Below are 18,200 nucleotides of genomic sequence, written 5' to 3'. Positions count from 1 at the left end.
GTTTCCAATGTAAGCAACGAAGTGAGTGTCCATGAAAACTGAAACCCCCGATGCTTTACTGGCAGCCGAGGTCAGCCGCCGTGGTTTAATGAAAACCACGGCCATAGGTGGCCTGGCGATGGCCAGCAGCGCTTTTACGCTTCCCTTTAGCCGCATCGTGAACGCGGCCGATACGCTGGCCCCGGCTACCGCCGCTGAGCACGTTACCTGGAGTGCGTGTACGGTAAACTGTGGAAGCCGCTGCCCGCTGCGCATGCATGTTGTCGATGGCGAGATTAAATACGTAGAAACCGATAATACCGGTGATGATAACTACGACGGTTTGCACCAGGTGCGTGCCTGTCTGCGCGGCCGCTCGATGCGCCGTCGCGTCTATAACCCGGACCGTCTCAAATACCCGATGAAGCGCGTCGGTAAACGCGGTGAAGGCAAATTCGAGCGTATCAGCTGGGAAGAAGCCTTTGATACCATTGCCGATAATATGAAGCGCCTGATCAAAGATTACGGCAACGAATCTATTTATCTCAACTATGGTACCGGGACGCTCGGCGGCACCTTAACCCGTTCCTGGCCGCCGGGGAAAACCCTGATTGCGCGTCTGATGAACTGCTGCGGCGGTTACCTGAACCATTATGGTGACTACTCTTCAGCACAGATTGCTGCCGGTCTGAATTACACCTACGGCGGTTGGGCCGACGGTAACAGTCCGTCCGATATTGAAAACAGCAAGCTGGTGGTGCTGTTCGGTAACAACCCTGGCGAAACGCGCATGAGCGGCGGCGGGGTGACTTACTATCTGGAGCAAGCGCGGCAGAAATCGAACGCGCGGATGATCATTGTCGATCCACGCTATACCGATACCGGCGCGGGCCGTGAAGATGAATGGATCCCGATTCGTCCGGGTACCGATGCGGCGCTGGTTTCTGCGCTGGCGTGGGTGATGATTACCGAAAATCTGGTCGATCAGCCGTTCCTCGATAAGTACTGCGTCGGCTATGACGAGAAAACGCTGCCGAAGAGTGCTCCGGCCAACGGTCACTACAAAGCTTATATCCTGGGGCAGGGTAATGATGCCACGGCGAAAACGCCGGAGTGGGCATCCACGATCACCGGTATTCCAGCCGATCGTATTGTGAAACTGGCGCGTGAAATCGCCAGCGCTAAACCGGCCTATATCTCCCAGGGCTGGGGGCCGCAGCGTCACGCCAACGGCGAAATCGTCACCCGCGCGATTTCCATGCTGTCGATTTTGACCGGTAACGTCGGTATTCACGGTGGCAACAGCGGCGCGCGTGAAGGTTCCTATGAAGTGCCATTCGAACGTATGCCAACGTTCGATAACCCGGTTGAAACCAGCATCTCCATGTTTATGTGGACCGATGCGATCGTTCGTGGTCCGGAAATGACCGCGCTGCGTGACGGTGTACGCGGTAAGGACAAGCTGGATGTGCCGATCAAAATGATCTGGAACTATGCCGGTAACTGTCTGATTAACCAGCATTCCGAAATTAACCGCACCCATGAAATTCTGCAGGACGATAAGAAATGCGAAATGATTGTGGTGATCGACTGCCACATGACTTCATCGGCGAAATATGCCGATATTCTGCTGCCGGACTGCACCGCTTCCGAGCAGATGGACTTCGCGCTGGATGCCTCCTGCGGCAACATGTCCTACGTTATCTTCACCGATCAGGTCATCAAACCGCGTTTCGAGTGCAAGACGATTTACGACATGACCACCGAGCTGGCGAAACGGATGGGCGTGGAGCAGAAGTTCACCGAAGGGCGCACGCAGGAAGGCTGGATGCGTCATCTGCATGAACTTTCTCGCCAGGCGGTGCCGGAGCTGCCAGATTTCGATACCTTCCGTAAGCAGGGCATCTTTAAACAGCGAGACCCTGAAGGCCACCACGTGGCGTACAAAGCCTTCCGTGAAGACCCACAGGCCAACCCATTGACGACTCCGTCAGGGAAAATCGAGATCTACTCCGAGGAGCTGGCGAAAATCGCCGCCACCTGGGAACTGCCGGAAGGCGATGTGATCGATCCGTTACCGATCTACACCCCGGGCTTTGAAAACTACAACGATCCGCTGGCGGAAAAATTCCCGCTGCAGATGACCGGTTTCCACTATAAGGCGCGCGTGCACTCCACCTACGGTAACGTCGACGTGCTGAAAGCGGCTTGCCGTCAGGAGATGTGGATCAACCCGCTGGATGCGAAGAAACGTGGCATTGCCAATGGCGATCGCGTGCGTATCTTCAACGACCGCGGGGAAGTGCATATTGAAGCGAAGGTGACTCCACGCATGATGCCGGGCATCGTTGCGCTGGGTGAGGGGGCCTGGTATGACCCGGATACAAAACGTATCGACCAGGCGGGCTGCATTAACGTGCTGACCACTCAACGCCCGTCGCCGCTGGCGAAAGGCAACCCATCGCACACGAACCTTGTCCAGGTTGAGAAGGTGTAAGGAGTAACCGATGACCACCCAATATGGCTTTTTTATTGATTCGGCACGCTGCACCGGTTGTAAAACCTGCGAGCTGGCGTGTAAAGATTACAAAGACTTAACCCCGGATGTCAGCTTCCGCCGTATTTACGAATACGCGGGCGGCGACTGGCAGGAGGACAACGGCGTCTGGAACCAGAATGTCTTTGCCTACTACCTGTCGATTGCCTGTAACCACTGCGAAGACCCGGCCTGTACCAAAGTGTGCCCGAGCGGCGCGATGCACAAACGCGAAGACGGCTTTGTGGTCGTTAACGAAGATGTCTGCATCGGCTGCCGTTACTGCCACATGGCTTGTCCGTACGGCGCGCCGCAATACAACGCGGCCAAAGGTCATATGACCAAGTGCGACGGCTGCCATGAGCGCGTAGCGGAAGGCAAAAAACCAATCTGCGTGGAATCCTGCCCGCTGCGCGCGCTGGACTTTGGGCCGATTGAAGAACTGCGCCAGAAGCACGGCCAACTGGCGGCTGTTGCGCCGCTGCCGTCGGCGCACTTCACCAAACCAAGCATTGTGATTAAACCGAACGCCAATGCACGTCCGTGCGGCGATACCACTGGCTACCTGGCCAATCCGAAGGAGGTGTGAGATGGGAAGTGGATGGCATGAATGGCCGCTAATGATCTTCACGGTCTTTGGGCAGTGCGTGGCCGGCGGTTTTATCGTTCTGGCGCTGGCGCTGATGAAAGGGCAGCTATCGCGCGAGCAGCAACAGCGCGTGGTGCTGAGTATGTTTGCGCTGTGGGTGTTGATGGGCATTGGGTTTGTCGCCTCGACGCTACACCTCGGTTCGCCGATGCGTGCCTTTAACTCGCTGAATCGCGTAGGCGCGTCGTCACTGAGTAACGAAATTGCCAGCGGCGCGATTTTCTTCGCCGTCGGCGGTATCGGCTGGCTGCTGGCCGTGACCAACAAGCTCTCCTGCGCACTGCGTAGCCTGTGGCTGGTGGTGACGATGGTGCTGGGCGTGGTCTTCGTGTGGATGATGGTGCGCGTCTATAACACCATCGATACCGTACCGACCTGGTATAGCGTCTGGACACCGCTGAGCTTCTTCCTGACGCTGTTTATCGGCGGCCCGCTGCTGGGTTACCTGCTGCTGTGTTGGGCAGGAGTGGAAGGTTGGGCACTGCGCTTACTGCCGGCGGTGAGCCTCGCGGCGCTGGCGATTAGCGTGGTGGTTTCCCTGATGCAAGGGGTTGAACTGGCCACGATTCACAGCTCGATTCAGCAAGCGTCTGCGCTGGTGCCGGACTACGGTTCGCTGATGGCGTGGCGCGTTGCTGCGATTGTGTTGGCGCTGGTGTGCTGGATAGTTCCGCAGTTGAAGGGCTATCAGCCGGCGCTGCCGCTCCTCAGCCTGGCATTTGTGCTGGTGCTGGTCGGAGAGCTGATTGGTCGTGGCGTGTTCTACGGTCTGCATATGACCGTAGGCATGGCGGTGGCCAGCTAAGCTAATAATCTGCCAGGGCGATCCCTCCCTGGCACTTTTTGTTCATGAATTTTTTCGACTGAACCCTTCCTGCGCATTTACTCCGTTTATCAATAAAAACAATTAAATACATTTTACTTATTCGTTTGCACCGTCACGCTGAATAAGAAACATCAATCGTCGCGTCAGAAAGCGCGTTTTGGGGCAAATCAGGTGGATTGACAATGTTTTTGGCGGTGGCATGATGCGCTCGAAATCATTCTATCCTCACGGTTTTTAGCCCATGTCCACCTATACTCGCCCAGTGCTGTTGCTGCTCTGCGGCTTACTGTTATTGACGCTGGCGATCGCGGTATTAAACACGCTCGTCCCGCTCTGGCTCGCCCATGAAAATCTGCCAACCTGGCAGGTAGGGATGGTCGGTTCGTCCTATTTTACCGGCAACCTGGTCGGTACGATGCTGACTGGTCGACTGATTAAGCGTCTGGGCTTCAACTTCAGCTATTACATCGCATCGCTGATTTTTGCTGCGGGCTGCGTGGGGTTGGGCTTTATGGTGGGCTTCTGGAGCTGGATGTTCTGGCGCTTTGTCGCGGGCGTCGGCTGCGCGATGATCTGGGTGGTGGTGGAGAGCGCGCTGATGTGCAGCGGCACTTCGCGCAACCGCGGACGGCTGCTGGCGGCTTACATGATGATGTACTACATCGGCACCGTGCTCGGCCAGCTCATTGTCAGCAAGCTGCCGACGGACATGGCGACCATTCTGCCGCTAATGACCGGCGTGGTGTTGGCCGGTATTCTGCCGCTGCTGTTTACCCGTATTCTCAATCAGAAGGATGAACAGCAGGACGACAGCGCGCGCGTCTGGCCGATGTTCAAGCTGCGTCAGGCGCGCCTTGGCGTCAACGGCTGCATTATTTCCGGTATCGTGCTGGGTTCGCTGTACGGGCTGATGCCGCTGTATCTGAACCATCGCGGCGTCAGCGATTCCGGCATCGGTTTCTGGATGGCGGTGATGGTCAGCGCCGGAATTCTGGGGCAGTGGCCGATTGGACGGCTGGCGGATCGCTATGGTCGTTTGCTGGTACTGCGCGTCCAGGTGTTTGTCGTCATCATCGGCTGTATGGGGATGTTAAGCCAGGCGATGATGGCGCCCGCGCTGTTTATTCTGGGCGCTGCGGGCTTTACGCTCTATCCGGTCGCGATGGCCTGGGCCTGCGAGAAAGTGGAACACCATCAACTGGTATCGATGAATCAGGCGCTGCTGCTGAGCTATACCATCGGCAGCTTGGTCGGCCCAACGCTAACCGCGATGTTGATGCAAAACTATTCTGATAACCTGCTGTTTATTATGATTGCCGGGGTGTCGTTCGTGTATCTCATGATGCTGCTGCGCAAAGCCGGACACCATCCGACCCCGGTGGCCCACGCCTGATTTTCGGCGCGTTATCGGCCTGATAACGCGCCTTTCCACCATCGGCACTATACTGAACTCACGTCGCGCTATCGTAGCGCGGCGGTTCAGGCGAGCCTATAACCTGCTGACTTCAACGTCATTAACCCTATTAAATGTGCGGGATGTTGGAGTTTTGCACTGTTACGTTATCCTTTTCCGCTTAGTGCTCGCATAATCATCCGTCGAAAAATAACGCATTTGCGAATAATAACATTCAAGGAACGGATTTTATGGCAAGCGAGCAAGAGAAACAGCTGCGATGGTACAACATCGCGCTGATGTCTTTCATTACGGTGTGGGGTTTTGGCAACGTCGTCAATAACTACGCCAACCAGGGGCTGGTGGTTGTTTTCTCCTGGCTGTTTATCTTCGCCCTTTACTTCACGCCGTATGCGCTGATCGTCGGGCAGCTCGGTTCCACCTTTAAAGACGGCAAGGGTGGGGTCAGTACCTGGATTAAAAACACCATGGGGCCGGGGCTGGCGTATCTGGCGGCCTGGACCTACTGGGTGGTGCATATTCCCTATCTGGCGCAGAAGCCGCAGGCGATTCTGATTGCCCTCGGTTGGGCCATTAAAGGCAACGGCTCGCTGATCACCGAGTACGGCGTTGTCGCGCTCCAGGGCTGCACGCTGGCGCTATTTGTCTTCTTTATGTGGGTGGCTTCGCGTGGAATGAAATCGCTGAAGCTGGTGGGGTCTATCGCCGGTATCGCGATGTTTGTGATGTCGCTGCTGTACGTGGTGATGGCGGTGACCGCACCGGCCATCACCGAAGTGACCATCGCCACCACCAATATTACCTGGCGCACTTTCATTCCGCATTTTGACTTCACTTATATCACCACCATTTCGATGCTGGTCTTTGCCGTTGGCGGCGCGGAGAAAATCTCGCCGTACGTCAACAATACCCGTAATCCCGGAAAAGAGTTTCCGCGCGGGATGATCTTCCTCGCGGTAATGGTGGCGGTGTGCGCCATTCTCGGCTCGCTGGCGATGGGGATGATGTTTGACTCTAACAATATTCCCGATGACCTGATGGCCAACGGTCAGTATTACGCCTTCCAGCGCCTCGGCGAGTACTATCATATGGGCAATAGCCTGATGGTCATTTACGCCATTGCCAACACGTTGGGGCAGGTTGCCGCGCTGGTGTTTTCTATCGATGCGCCGCTGAAAGTACTCTTGAGCGATGCCGATAGTCGCTATATCCCGCAGAAACTGTGCCGCACCAATGCGTCAGGCACGCCGGTCAATGGTTACCTGTTGACGCTGGTGCTGGTGGCGCTGCTGATTATGCTGCCGACGCTGGGCATTGGCGATATGAACAACCTCTACAAGTGGCTGCTTAACCTCAACTCGGTGGTCATGCCGCTGCGCTATCTGTGGGTATTCGTGGCGTTTATTGCGGTGATTCGGCTGGGAAAAAAATATCACGCCGAGTACGTGTTTATTCGCAATCGCTCGCTGGCGATGACCGTTGGCGTATGGTGCTTCCTGTTTACCGCTTTTGCCTGCCTGACCGGCATTTTCCCGAAAATGACCGCTTTCACGCCGGAGTGGGCTTTCCAGCTATCGTTGAACGTGGCGACACCGTTTGTGCTAGTGGGGCTGGGGCTGATTTTCCCGCTGTTGGCGCGTAAGAATCGCTAAAGCGAACAAAGGGGGGAAGCCCCCTTTACGATTACAAGCTGGCGATCATCGATGTGAACTGTTGCTGGCTGGTGATGGCGGTGAGATTCGCTAAACGATTTTCCTCATCCAGCCAGCAGACCAAACGCTGAATGGTTTGAATATGCTGCTCACCGTTTGCCGCGGCCAGTACGATAATCAGCCGCACATCCGGGTGGTCGGGAAAAACGACCGATTCGGCGCAACAGAGCAGCGACAAGCGGCTTTGCTGGCTTAATACGCCTTCTTCCGGACGCGCGTGAGGTAGCGCAAACTCGGGACTAAGGATATACCAGGGGCCGTTCTGCTCGGTGGCGCGGATAATGGCTTGTGCGTAGTGAGCACTGATATCTCCTTGTGCTTCAAGCGGTTGACAGGCGAGCTTAACGGCGCTGCGCCAATCGATTTTTTGCGCGGTGAATTGATGGGCAGTAAAAAGCGCATTCTCCATGTCGAACTCCTGCTGATAAGGTCGCCCGATACGCCGGGCGACCGATTCCCTGGTTAACAAAGCGCACGATATAGCGCGTCGCCAGATATGCCGTATTTGGCTTTTAGCTGCCGGCTGTTACCGGATTCGGTAAATGTATCTTGCGTGCCAAGACGGGTAAGACGAGCGGGGTGGGCCACCTGAGCCAGCGTTTCGGCTATCTGCCCGCCCAACCCACCGTTAACCGTGTGATTCTCGAGCGAAGCAATGATCGGGCAGCCTTCAATCAGCGTAAAGAATGCCTGCTGGTTAAACGGCTTCAGCGTCGCGACGTGGATCAGTTTGCCTTTTTTACCGCTGGCGAGGAGCTTTTCATAGCCTTCAGTCGCTTGCTCAAGCACGGTCCCTTCAAAAACGATCGCAAAGTCACTGCCGCTGTTGGCGATGGCGGCAATATCGCTGACGCGTGGAACGACAGATTTATCGCGGACCGGCATCGGTTCGCGCGCCACGCGGATGTAGACCGGCCCGTTGATGTTTACTGCTTGCTCAAATGCCTCCGCCACCTCTTCGGCATCAGCGGGCGTCAGGATAGTCAGGCCAGGTAGAACCCGGGTGAGCGCCAGGTCTTCCAGGGCATGATGCGAAGCGCCATCAGGCCCATCATCCATCCCGGGGTGGCTGCCGACGAGCTTAATATTGGCTTTGGCGTAGCAGGCCTGCCGTAGCTGAGTCCATGCCGTGCCGGTGATGAACATGGCGAAGTTAACGTAAAAGGGAATGTTGCCTTCCAGCGCCTGACCGATGGCGAAGCTCATCGCCGAACCTTCCGCAATCCCCATTTCGAAAAACGCATCCGGGTAGACGGCGGCGAACTGGTCGGTCCGTGTCGAGCTGGCTAAATCGCTATCAATGGCGACGATCGGGTAGCCTTTTTGTTTCAGGGCGATCAGCGCCTGACCGATTTCATCGCGTGGTGCTTTCATCATTGCAACTCCTCCATAGCCTGCTGGTACTGTTCAGTGGTGGGGGTTTTAGAATGCCAGTCGCCGTTATTTTCCATGTAGCTTACGCCGCAGCCTTTCGTGGTATGGGCGATGATCGCGACTGGTTTGCCTTTAAGATGGCGTGACAGTAGCAGCGTGTCGGCGACCTGGTGCATGTCATTACCGTTTTGTAATTCAAGGACGTGCCAGCCAAAATGACGGATCTTATCGGCTAGTGGTTCGAGGTTAATCATCTCGTTAACCGGGTCGTGAGAAGAAAACCCGTTGTAGTCGATAATGGCTACCAGGTTATCCATTTTCATATGCCCCGCCTGCTGCAGCGTTTCCCAGATTTGCCCTTCATGCATTTCACCGTCACCGATAATGGCGAAGACGCGCTGGTTCTCACCGTGCTGTTTTTTGGCCGCGGCCATCCCGAAAGCGATGGATAATCCCTGACCCAACAGCCCGGTGGTGGCATCCACCTCGGGAATCGACTTAATGCTGGGGTGACCCTGCAGGCGTGAGTTAATCTGGCGGAACGAGCTAAATTCACTTCGATTGATAATTCCTTTCTGGTACAGCATGGCATACTGCGCTGCAACGGCGTGGCCCTTGCTCATCACCACGCGGGCCCGCGGCGAAACAGAAAAATCGACCTCTTCATCATAGATCCACGTCAGGATATCGATGATGGAAAGGGCACCTCCCGGGTGGCCGATCCCTGATTCATAAATCATGCTTACAATGTCACGGCGAGCGCTCAGCGCGTGCGACTTCAGTTGTTCAATAGTCATCGTATTTCCCTCTTATGGCAGCATTTTGCCGATGTAGTACACAACCAGCCCCAGGGCGACAAAATCGGTTTCCGGGAAGCTGGTGCCCGACAGTCCGACGGATTCCATGATGGGATAGATCAGTGCAGGGCCTATGCCGATCAGAATTCCGGTGATAAAACTTCCGGCAATAGCGCCTTTCCAGCCCCCTGAGGCGTTCCCAAATACCGCTGCCGTGGCGCCGATAAAGAAGTAGGGAATCGCGACGGGAATAATGACCGTTTGGCCAAGCAGGGCAAGAAACCCCATGACCACAAGTCCGCCGACAAAAGATGAAATAAATCCCAGTACGGTGGCGGTAGGCGCGTAAGGAAAGACGACCGGGCAGTCCAGTGCGGGTTTAGCGTTAGGGATAAATTTCTCTGAGATACCGAGAAAAGCGGGAACAATTTCAGACAACAGCAGCCGGACGCCAGTGATAATAATGTATAGCGATGCCGTGAAGGTGAGCGATTGATACAGCGGATAAACCAGCCAGTGCATACCGCCTGCGGCTGCGGTGACCGCGGCTTTACCTGCAGCCAGCGCGGCAATGTAGTAAAAAATGCTGACCGAGATCGACACTGAAACAATGTAATCCTTGAAGATCCCGAGCCATCCCGGAAGGTTAAGCTTTTCCGTTGATTGTTTGGGATCGCCGACCTTTGAGCCTATCCACCCCGACGCGGCGTAAGCCAGAGTGACATAGTGCCCCATAGCGATCTCATCATTGCCCGTGATTTTGCGCATCCACGGCTGGGCAATAGCCGGATACAGGCAGGCTGCCAGCCCCAGCAAAATAGAACCGACGATAATTGTCGTCATGTCGCTATAGCCTAGCGCTTTCAACGTGACGGTAAGCAGGGCGGAGAGATACAGATTGTGTTGCCCGGTGAGAAAGATGTACTTAAACGGCGTTATACGGGCAAAAAACAGGTTCCAGCCAAAACCCACCACCATAATGAGTGAAACGCACATCGCGAATTTGGTTTGCGCCAGCCCGGTTAGCGCCTCTGCTAAAGGCATGACGCCTTTCAAACCGAACCCATCGCTGAACAAGGTCTGAAAATTACCCAGAGAGGTGACTGCGAGGCCTGCACCGCCCGCAAAAACCAGAAAACCGACGATAGTTTTAAAGGTTCCAGAGAGGACTTTTTCGATAGGCTTGCGTTGGATAAGCAGCCCTATGAGTGCAATAAAACCAACTAAAAGTGGGGTTACGCCCAGAATGTCGAATACAATAAACTTTAGGAGATCCATATTTCCCCCGAGAGGTTAGTTGTTCTGAACGACGCTGATGAGCGCGGATTCCATCTCTTCGCTGTTCATCAAATCGGTGATGCCGATAGCTCGGAACCCGGCCGCTTCAATTTCATCAGTGAGATCGCGCATTGTGATAACAAAATCAATGCCTTGCCATGTAGCAAGGCCGGACAGTACATCGTGTTCAAGATCGATGTCCCAACCGTTTTTATCGATGATTTTCTGGGCTTTTATTTTGAGCATCAACGAGCTGCCCATACCGGTACGACAGACGATAAGACCTTTCATGAGACGTTCTCCTGTTTTGTGAAAATAATTATTTTTATTTAACGTTTTGTGATAAAAATAATTATCGAAAAACAAACCGAAGAATGTGACTGAATTTGCATTTCATGCAAAAAAGGCGAAAAATGAGCCAGATAGATAACAACTTATTGATAAACATAAGAAATGAGGCTTCAGGGTTAAGTCCCATTCTGGAAAAAGTAGGGCGTTTTATCACGGAAAATCCTGATTTCGTGATGAGACACACGATTTCTGAGCTTGCTGATTCGATTGATACCAGCGAAGGCAGCATTACGCGATTTTGTCGGGCTTTTGGCTTTAAAGGGTTCTCAGACTTCAGAACGGCATTGGCGCTGGAGCGCGGCGCGGCGCGTTCAGAAGGTGAGCCAGATGATGAAACTTCCGCAGTGATGGCCAGTATCCGTGACAGCAACGCTATCGTTGATAGCATTGAATTGCAGTCGATTGCGGTGTGGCTAAATCAGCTCACATATATTGCCATTTATGCGGTGGGGAGTGCCGTACCGGTCGCCCAGTTTTTACAGATGAAGTTGGTGCAAATGGGGAAGAGCGCCAACTTTATCGATCGCTCCTATCCTTCGGCCATCTCACCGCTGGCCGACTGCGAGAAGACGGGAATTATCGTTGTCCATACCGAGCAGACATCGACTGATATGATGCAGGCGCTGGCGTTGGCAAAGGAACAGGGGATTAAAATTGCCTCGCTGACTCGGGGATCGTTCGCGCCGTTAAATCGACTGTCGGACTGGAACCTGCAGGCTGCCGTCGCCCTGCAAGGCGAGGGGGAATCTGGCTTTGCCGAAATTGCGGGCGCTATGATGGTCGCCGATCGTATTTTAAGTGCGCTGGAGGGGCAGGATGAACGCTATAGCCAGTGCCGGAAAGCGCATCAGAAGCGTATTTTCTCGATTGAGAGCGTAACCAACAAGCTGTCGGAATATTTTATGTCGTAGGGAAGATATCCCGGCGACGTTTGCGCCGCCGGGTAAGCTATTGGTGTTTAGTACATCACTTTGTGACCATACTGCTCAAGAATGCCCTTCACGCGCTCCATGGTCTCTTTCTTCGGCGGCTTCACGCCGTCGAGCTTGTACTCTTCGCCCATCGCCACCCATTTATGTTTACCCAGCTCGTGGTACGGCAGCAGTTCGATTTTCTCAACGTTGCCCATATCGCGGGTAAATTCACCCAAGCGATGCGCGGAATCGTCATCATCGGACCAGCCCGGCACCACCACGTAGCGGATCCAGACATTGATGTCTTTCTTCGACAGGTATTGTGCGAACTCCAGCGTACGGTGGTTAGATACGCCGACCAGGTTCTGGTGAATGTCGTCGTTCATCTGTTTAAGGTCGAGCATCACCAGATCGGTCACTTCCAGCAGTTCATCAATCACTGGATCGTAGCGGCGCACAAAACCGTTGGTGTCGAGACAGGTGTGAATGCCTTCCTGCTTACAGGCGCGGAACCAGTCGCGCACGAACTCGGCTTGCAGAATGGCCTCGCCGCCGGACGCGGTAACGCCGCCGCCAGACGCGTTCATAAAGTGGCGATAGGTGACCACTTCTTTCATCAGTTCTTCAACGGTGATCTCTTTGCCACCGTGCGTGTCCCATGTATCACGGTTATGGCAGTACAGGCAGCGCATCAGGCAGCCCTGGAAGAAGGTAATAAAGCGGATGCCCGGGCCATCAACGGTGCCACAGGATTCAAAGGAGTGAATGCGACCAGTTACAGACATTGCAGTGTTATCTCCAGTTCTTCCCTGCGTCCGGCAGGGTGACGATCATGATTTCAGGCCGTCTTGAGTTTATTTTGCTTGTTAACCTGATTATAGAAGTTAGCAGGCAAAATAGGCTCGGAGAGCGTAGAGCACTTATAAGAAAGGCCCCACTGACGTGGAGCCTTTATTGTACGCTTTTTAAATCGCGATTTCAGTCAAATCCATTACATGGACTGAGTGAAGGTACGGGTGATAACGTCCTGCTGCTGTTCTTTAGTCAGGGAGTTAAAACGTACTGCGTAGCCAGATACGCGGATGGTCAGCTGCGGATATTTTTCCGGGTTTTCCATCGCGTCGAGCAGCATTTCGCGGTTCATAACGTTAACGTTCAGGTGCTGACCGCCTTCGATAGACGCTTCGTGGTGGAAGTAACCATCCATCAGGCCTGCCAGGTTGGTTTTACGAACGTCGTCGTCTTTACCCAGTGCGTTCGGAACGATAGAGAAGGTGTAAGAGATACCATCTTTAGCGTAAGCAAACGGCAGTTTAGCAACGGAGGTCAGAGAGGCAACAGCACCTTTCTGGTCACGGCCGTGCATCGGGTTAGCACCTGGACCGAACGGCGCGCCAGCGCGACGACCGTCTGGGGTGTTACCGGTTTTCTTACCATAAACCACGTTAGAGGTGATGGTCAGAACAGACTGAGTCGGGATAGCGTTACGGTAAGTAGTCAGTTTCTGAATTTTCTTCATGAAACGTTCTACCAGGTCAACCGCCATGTCATCGACGCGCGGGTCGTTGTTACCAAACTGCGGGTATTCGCCTTCGATTTCGAAGTCGATAGCCAGACCGTCTTCGTCACGAATCGGTTTAACTTTCGCATATTTGATAGCAGACAGGGAGTCAGCCGCTACGGACAGACCCGCGATACCGCAAGCCATGGTGCGGATAACGTCACGGTCGTGCAGCGCCATCAGAGAAGCTTCGTAGCTGTACTTGTCGTGCATGTAGTGGATGACGTTCAGCGCGGTGACGTACTGTTTAGCCAGCCAATCCATGAAGTGATCCATACGGTCGATAACTTCATCGTAGTTCAGGTATTCGCCTTTCATCGGTTCAGATTTCGGGCCAACCTGCATTTTCAGTTTTTCATCAACGCCGCCGTTGATTGCGTACAGCATGGTTTTCGCCAGGTTTGCACGCGCACCGAAGAACTGCATTTGTTTACCAACGATCATTGGGCTTACGCAGCAAGCGATAGCGTAGTCATCGTTGTTGAAGTCCGGACGCATCAGGTCATCGTTCTCGTACTGCAGAGAAGAGGTATCGATGGACACTTTCGCGGCGAATTTTTTGAACGCCAGCGGCAGTTTTTCAGACCACAGGATGGTGATGTTCGGTTCCGGAGACGGACCCATGGTGTACAGGGTGTTCAGGAAACGGAAGCTGTTTTTGGTGACCAGGGTACGGCCGTCAACGCCCATACCACCGACGGATTCAGTTGCCCAAATCGGGTCGCCGGAGAACAGTTCATCATACTCAGGGGTACGCAGGAAGCGAACCATACGCAGTTTCATGACCAGGTGGTCAATCATTTCCTGAGCTTCTTGTTCAGTGATTTTGCCTGCTTTCAGGTCACGTTCGATGTAGATATCCAGGAAGCTGGAAGTACGACCGAAGGACATTGCAGCGCCGTTCTGGGATTTAACCGCGGCCAGGTAGCCGAAGTAAGTCCACTGGATAGCTTCCTGAGCGTTGGTAGCCGGACCAGAGATGTCGTAGCCGTATTTAGCAGCCATCTCTTTGATCTGACCCAGCGCACGGTGCTGTTCAGAGATTTCTTCACGCAGACGAATAGTCGCTTCCAGGTTCACACCGTTTTCCAGATCAGACTGGAGAGAGGAGAACTGAGCGAATTTGTCTTTCATCAGGTAGTCGATACCGTAAACGGCGATACGACGATAGTCACCGATGATACGGCCACGGCCGTATGCGTCTGGCAGACCGGTCAGAACACCGGATTTACGGCAGCGCAGGATGTCCGGAGTATAAACGTCGAACACGCCCTGGTTGTGGGTTTTACGGTATTCGGTGAAGATTTTTTTGATGGTCGGATCCAGCTCGCGGTTGTACGCTTTGCAGGAACCTTCGATCATTTTGATGCCGCCGAACGGGATAAGCGCACGCTTCAGCGGAGCTTCAGTCTGCAGACCAACAATTTTTTCCAGCGCTTTGTTGATGTAACCAGCGTCGTGGGAAGTGATGGTGGAAGCTACGGCGGTGTCAAAGTCAACTGGCGCGTGAGTGCGGTTTTCCAGTTTAACGCCTTCCATAACGTTGTCCCACAGTGCTGTGGTCGCGTCAGTTGCGCCAGCCAGGAAGGACTCGTCACCCTCATACGGAGTGTAGTTTTTCTGGATGAAGTCACGTACGTTTACTTCATTCTGCCAGTCACCTTTCGCAAAACCTTCCCAGGCTGTGGCTAACTTTTCATTAAGTTCGGACATGTAACACCTACCTATCTTAAGTGGACTTTTTATTTACTGCCTGGAGCAACCATCAATTAATGACGGTCGCCGCCACGCAGGTAAATGACCCAGTATGTCAACCCAACCAGCAAACCGCCGCCGATGATGTTCCCGATGGTTACCGGAATCAGGTTATCGGTGATGAAGTGCATCACGGTCAGGTGAGAGAAACTGTCCGGAGTCGAACCGATAGCGGTCCAGAATTCCGGGCTAGCAAAGTTGCGTATTACGATACCCATCGGGATCATAAACATGTTTGCGATACTGTGCTCAAAACCGCTGGCGACGAACATGGCAACCGGTAAAACCATAATCATGGCTTTATCCATCAGGCTGCGGCCAGAGTAGCTCATCCAGACTGCCAGGCAGACCATCAGGTTCGCCAGGATGCCGAGAGCAACGGCTTCGATAAATGTATGGTGCATTTTGTGGTCAGCGGTTTGCAGAACGTTTAGCCCCCATCCGCCGTTGGCTGTCATGTATTCACCGGACAACCACATCAGCAACACGAACAGCAGCGCGCCGATCAGGTTACCAACATAGACGTTAAGCCAGTTTTTTGCCAGTTGACCCCAGGTGATTCGGCCGCTGGCTTTCGCCACAACGATTAGGACGGTCGATGTAAAGAGGTCAGCGCCACAAATTACGCAAAGAATTAAGCCAAGCGAGAAACAGATACCGCCAATCAGCTTAGCAATGCCGAACGGCATGCCCGCTGTACCTGTGGTTGCGGTAATGTAAAAAACAAAAGCAATCGAGATAAAGACGCCCGCAGTAATCGCCAGATAAAAGGTTTTCAGCGGATGCTTGGTTGCTTTATAGACACCTGCTTCTTCGGCAACTTTGGCCATAGCGGCAGGAAGGAGTAGATCAAAAGGGTTGTCAGCTTTCACACTAACTCTCTCTTTTTATTTAATCGGCGACGAGATACTAACAAAGCATTATAGATGAGAATTTGATGTAGATCATATCTCACCTGGCTAATAGGCCTGAAGAACGCGTGGTTTTTCAACAATCCCTTGCTAACGATATGAATAATAAGGTGAAAATAAATTTTAAGATTTGCAAATTCAGTTGAATTTTTTCTTTTACCTTCATTTTATTGGTTAATTAAAATGGAGTAATGATCGTGAAATTTAACAATAAAAGTAAGCTACTAATTATAGTGTTTACTTATGTTTAACTTTATTTTCACAGAATCACGAAGCGAAACGTTGAAATATAAAAAAGGGGCCAGCAAGTGGCCCCGTAATATAGCCCAGGTCGTCGATTAAACCTACTATTTATATGGAGAAACGATCACTTCGCCCAGAAAGCGGCTTTTGCGCGCTGCAGTTTCTCGTAGGCCTGTAACAGCGACTGATGGGCCGGGAAGGCCTCCAGAGAACCGTCAACCGGCTGTAGGCCATAGAATGCCTCTTCGCCGCTCAGCGCTGCGCTGGCGGCTTCCACCGCATCGGCGCCGTACATACGGACAAACGCGTTCAGATACTGCAGCGGTTCGCGCTCTTCTTCCTGAGACAGCAGCAGCAGCGTTTGTAGGCAGCGATAGTAGTTAGCGCGCTCTGCGCTGAACACCGAGGCGTTGAACTCCATGGTCCACTCGGTCCAGATCAGCGCCTGTTCAAGATCGCCGCCCGCCAGTGCCAGCATGGCTTTCAGTTCGCCAATACGCAGGGTGTACCAGCCGTTGTTTGGACCGGTCGCCAGACCCAGCAGTTCGCGCACGCGGGTAAAGTCGTCCAGCCCTTCATCGTCGAGCTGCTCGATCAGATTCAGGTACTCTTCTTTCTCCCACTGGCTGCCCGGCAGGGAGAGGATCGTTTCGCGCAGATGGCTACCCATATTGTTGTTTGCCAGCCACAGATCTTCAGCCGGATAAATATCGGACATGCCCGGTACGATGATGCGGCACGCGTAGACGCCAAGGTGCTCGTAGTCGGCGATGTACACTTCTTTATCTTCTTCTTTGAAGATAGCCATCAGAGTAGCGAACTCTTCTTCGGTTGTGCCGGAGAAGTTCCAGTCGGCGAACGGATAGTCGGCGTCCTGCTTGAACATATCCCAGGAGATCAAACCGCTGGAGTCAATGAAGTGGGTTTCCAGGTTGGTATGCTCAGCCACTTCTTCGTCATCGAAGGTGGGCGGCGTGAACACGTCGAGATCTTTCAGACCACGACCCTGTAGCAGCTCGGTTACCGTACGCTCCAGCGCGACGCCAAAGTCCGGATGAGCGCCGAAGGAGGCAAAGCAGGTTCCGTTGGCTGGGTTGAACAGTACCACGCAGATAACCGGATATTTACCGCCCAATGAACCGTCGTAAGCGAAGATCGGGAAACCTTCCGCTTCCAGCGTTTTGATGGATTCCACCACACCCGGATAGCGCGCCAGCACCTCGGCCGGGATCTCCGGCAGGCTGATACTTTCCGCAATGATGCGGTTTTTCACGTGGCGTTCGAACACCTCCGACAGACCCTGAACGCGGGCTTCGTTACGGGTGTTGCCCGCCGACATGCCGTTGGAAACGTACAGGTTCGCGACGATGTTCATCGGGATATAAATGGTTTCACCGTCGGACTGACGGGTAAACGGCAGGCCGCACACGCCGCGATCGTCGTTGCCGGACTGCAGATCGACCAGCATGCTGGCGGTCAGTTGATCGTCAGGATCGTAGAACGCACGCAGACGCGCGTCGAGCAGGCCTTCCGGTACTTCATCATCATCGGTCAGTGGGAACCATTTTTCGTTCGGGTAGTGAACGAACGGATCGTTGGCGATTTTGTCGCCCAGCCAGAAGTCGGCGAAGAAATAGTTGGTTGACAGACGTTCGAAGTACTCGCCCAGCGCGGAAGCCAGCGCCGCCTTTTTGGTCGCGCCTTTGCCGTTGGTAAAGCACAGAGAGCATGCCTTATCACGAATATGCACCGACCAGACGTTAGGAACCGGGTTCAGCCAGGAGGCTTCTTCAATATCGAAGCCCAGATCGAGCAGCTTTTGCTGGAAGCGAGCGATGGAATCTTCCAGTGCGGCATCTTTGCCGGGAATATAGGTTTGCGTCATAGCAATCTCTTTTGT

The 18,200-nt window shown here is 53.7% G+C and carries 15 protein-coding genes; 6 read left to right on the top strand and 9 right to left on the bottom strand.

Annotated features, from left to right (window positions below):
* Positions 1-31: 31 nt before the first annotated feature.
* The 5 genes from dmsA (at position 32) to GY169_RS15775 (ending at position 7,056) form a co-directional block, all read left to right on the top strand.
* Positions 32-2,476: a dimethylsulfoxide reductase subunit A gene (gene dmsA / locus GY169_RS15795; RefSeq protein ID WP_064548754.1), complete on the top strand. Its 2,445-nt coding sequence runs from the start codon at positions 32-34 to the stop codon at positions 2,474-2,476.
* A 10-nt stretch (positions 2,477-2,486) separates the two neighbouring features.
* On the top strand, positions 2,487-3,104 hold the full coding sequence (locus tag GY169_RS15790; protein ID WP_167576297.1) for a DMSO/selenate family reductase complex B subunit: 618 nt from the start codon (positions 2,487-2,489) through the stop codon (positions 3,102-3,104).
* A gap of 1 nt (position 3,105) precedes the next feature.
* Positions 3,106-3,969 (top strand): dimethyl sulfoxide reductase anchor subunit family protein, encoded by an 864-nt coding sequence (locus GY169_RS15785; RefSeq protein ID WP_064548758.1) that lies wholly within the window; start codon positions 3,106-3,108, stop codon positions 3,967-3,969.
* A 262-nt stretch (positions 3,970-4,231) separates the two neighbouring features.
* Positions 4,232-5,383: an MFS transporter gene (locus tag GY169_RS15780; protein WP_167576296.1), complete on the top strand. Its 1,152-nt coding sequence runs from the start codon at positions 4,232-4,234 to the stop codon at positions 5,381-5,383.
* A gap of 251 nt (positions 5,384-5,634) precedes the next feature.
* Positions 5,635-7,056: an APC family permease gene (locus GY169_RS15775; RefSeq protein ID WP_064548763.1), complete on the top strand. Its 1,422-nt coding sequence runs from the start codon at positions 5,635-5,637 to the stop codon at positions 7,054-7,056.
* A gap of 31 nt (positions 7,057-7,087) precedes the next feature.
* On the opposite strand, the gene GY169_RS15770 is transcribed toward GY169_RS15775, so the two are convergent.
* The 5 genes from GY169_RS15770 to GY169_RS15750 are packed head-to-tail and all read right to left on the bottom strand — an operon-like array spanning position 7,088 to position 10,856.
* Positions 7,088-7,525, bottom strand: coding sequence for a PTS sugar transporter subunit IIA (locus tag GY169_RS15770; protein WP_163447732.1), 438 nt, complete (start codon positions 7,523-7,525; stop codon positions 7,088-7,090).
* Between the two features lie 53 nt (positions 7,526-7,578).
* Positions 7,579-8,490, bottom strand: coding sequence for a transketolase family protein (locus GY169_RS15765; protein WP_163447760.1), 912 nt, complete (start codon positions 8,488-8,490; stop codon positions 7,579-7,581).
* On the bottom strand, positions 8,490-9,287 hold the full coding sequence (locus GY169_RS15760; RefSeq protein ID WP_167576295.1) for a transketolase: 798 nt from the start codon (positions 9,285-9,287) through the stop codon (positions 8,490-8,492). The genes GY169_RS15765 and GY169_RS15760 overlap by 1 nt, the downstream gene beginning before the upstream one ends.
* Before the next feature lie 12 nt (positions 9,288-9,299).
* Positions 9,300-10,565, bottom strand: a complete 1,266-nt coding sequence (locus tag GY169_RS15755; protein WP_064548768.1) for a PTS ascorbate transporter subunit IIC — start codon at positions 10,563-10,565, stop codon at positions 9,300-9,302.
* 15 nt (positions 10,566-10,580) lie between these two features.
* On the bottom strand, positions 10,581-10,856 hold the full coding sequence (locus GY169_RS15750; RefSeq protein WP_163447730.1) for a PTS sugar transporter subunit IIB: 276 nt from the start codon (positions 10,854-10,856) through the stop codon (positions 10,581-10,583).
* Between the two features lie 122 nt (positions 10,857-10,978).
* Here GY169_RS15750 and GY169_RS15745 point away from each other — a divergent pair, with 122 nt between their 5' ends.
* On the top strand, positions 10,979-11,827 hold the full coding sequence (locus GY169_RS15745; protein WP_167576294.1) for a MurR/RpiR family transcriptional regulator: 849 nt from the start codon (positions 10,979-10,981) through the stop codon (positions 11,825-11,827).
* Between the two features lie 47 nt (positions 11,828-11,874).
* Here the strand turns inward: GY169_RS15745 and pflA are convergent, their stop codons facing one another.
* From pflA to ycaO, 4 genes are all read right to left on the bottom strand, one after another.
* Entirely contained in the window at positions 11,875-12,615 is a 741-nt protein-coding gene (pflA, locus tag GY169_RS15740) for a pyruvate formate lyase 1-activating protein (protein WP_064548773.1), read from the bottom strand.
* Between the two features lie 206 nt (positions 12,616-12,821).
* A complete protein-coding gene (gene pflB / locus GY169_RS15735; protein ID WP_163447728.1) occupies positions 12,822-15,104 on the bottom strand; it encodes a formate C-acetyltransferase in 2,283 nt (760 codons plus the stop codon).
* Between the two features lie 56 nt (positions 15,105-15,160).
* The gene (gene focA, locus GY169_RS15730) at positions 15,161-16,018 is read right to left on the bottom strand and encodes a formate transporter FocA (RefSeq protein WP_064548778.1); all 858 of its coding nucleotides are present in this window, start codon (positions 16,016-16,018) and stop codon (positions 15,161-15,163) included.
* A gap of 406 nt (positions 16,019-16,424) precedes the next feature.
* Positions 16,425-18,185, bottom strand: coding sequence for a 30S ribosomal protein S12 methylthiotransferase accessory factor YcaO (gene ycaO, locus GY169_RS15725; RefSeq protein WP_163448502.1), 1,761 nt, complete (start codon positions 18,183-18,185; stop codon positions 16,425-16,427).
* Between the last annotated feature and the right edge of the window lie 15 nt (positions 18,186-18,200).

The sequence above is a fragment of the Kluyvera genomosp. 3 genome, from assembly GCF_011765685.1.
Taxonomy (GTDB): Bacteria; Pseudomonadota; Gammaproteobacteria; order Enterobacterales; family Enterobacteriaceae; genus Kluyvera; species Kluyvera georgiana_A.
Note: the sequence above shows the minus strand (reverse complement) of the source record. Positions and strands in the feature narration are given on the sequence as shown.

Excerpts from the sequence above, each read along its gene's own strand:
- GY169_RS15775 (WP_064548763.1), top strand. The coding sequence starts at position 5,635 with ATGGCAAGCGAGCAAGAGAAACAGCTGCGATGGTACAACATCGCGCTG.
- ycaO (WP_163448502.1), bottom strand. The coding sequence starts at position 18,185 with ATGACGCAAACCTATATTCCCGGCAAAGATGCCGCACTGGAAGATTCC.
- GY169_RS15760 (WP_167576295.1), bottom strand. The coding sequence starts at position 9,287 with ATGACTATTGAACAACTGAAGTCGCACGCGCTGAGCGCTCGCCGTGAC.
- GY169_RS15765 (WP_163447760.1), bottom strand. The coding sequence starts at position 8,490 with ATGAAAGCACCACGCGATGAAATCGGTCAGGCGCTGATCGCCCTGAAA.
- GY169_RS15770 (WP_163447732.1), bottom strand. The coding sequence starts at position 7,525 with ATGGAGAATGCGCTTTTTACTGCCCATCAATTCACCGCGCAAAAAATC.
- pflA (WP_064548773.1), bottom strand. The coding sequence starts at position 12,615 with ATGTCTGTAACTGGTCGCATTCACTCCTTTGAATCCTGTGGCACCGTT.
- GY169_RS15785 (WP_064548758.1), top strand. The coding sequence starts at position 3,106 with ATGGGAAGTGGATGGCATGAATGGCCGCTAATGATCTTCACGGTCTTT.
- dmsA (WP_064548754.1), top strand. The coding sequence starts at position 32 with ATGAAAACTGAAACCCCCGATGCTTTACTGGCAGCCGAGGTCAGCCGC.
- pflB (WP_163447728.1), bottom strand. The coding sequence starts at position 15,104 with ATGTCCGAACTTAATGAAAAGTTAGCCACAGCCTGGGAAGGTTTTGCG.
- GY169_RS15745 (WP_167576294.1), top strand. The coding sequence starts at position 10,979 with ATGAGCCAGATAGATAACAACTTATTGATAAACATAAGAAATGAGGCT.
- GY169_RS15755 (WP_064548768.1), bottom strand. The coding sequence starts at position 10,565 with ATGGATCTCCTAAAGTTTATTGTATTCGACATTCTGGGCGTAACCCCA.
- GY169_RS15750 (WP_163447730.1), bottom strand. The coding sequence starts at position 10,856 with ATGAAAGGTCTTATCGTCTGTCGTACCGGTATGGGCAGCTCGTTGATG.
- GY169_RS15790 (WP_167576297.1), top strand. The coding sequence starts at position 2,487 with ATGACCACCCAATATGGCTTTTTTATTGATTCGGCACGCTGCACCGGT.
- GY169_RS15780 (WP_167576296.1), top strand. The coding sequence starts at position 4,232 with ATGTCCACCTATACTCGCCCAGTGCTGTTGCTGCTCTGCGGCTTACTG.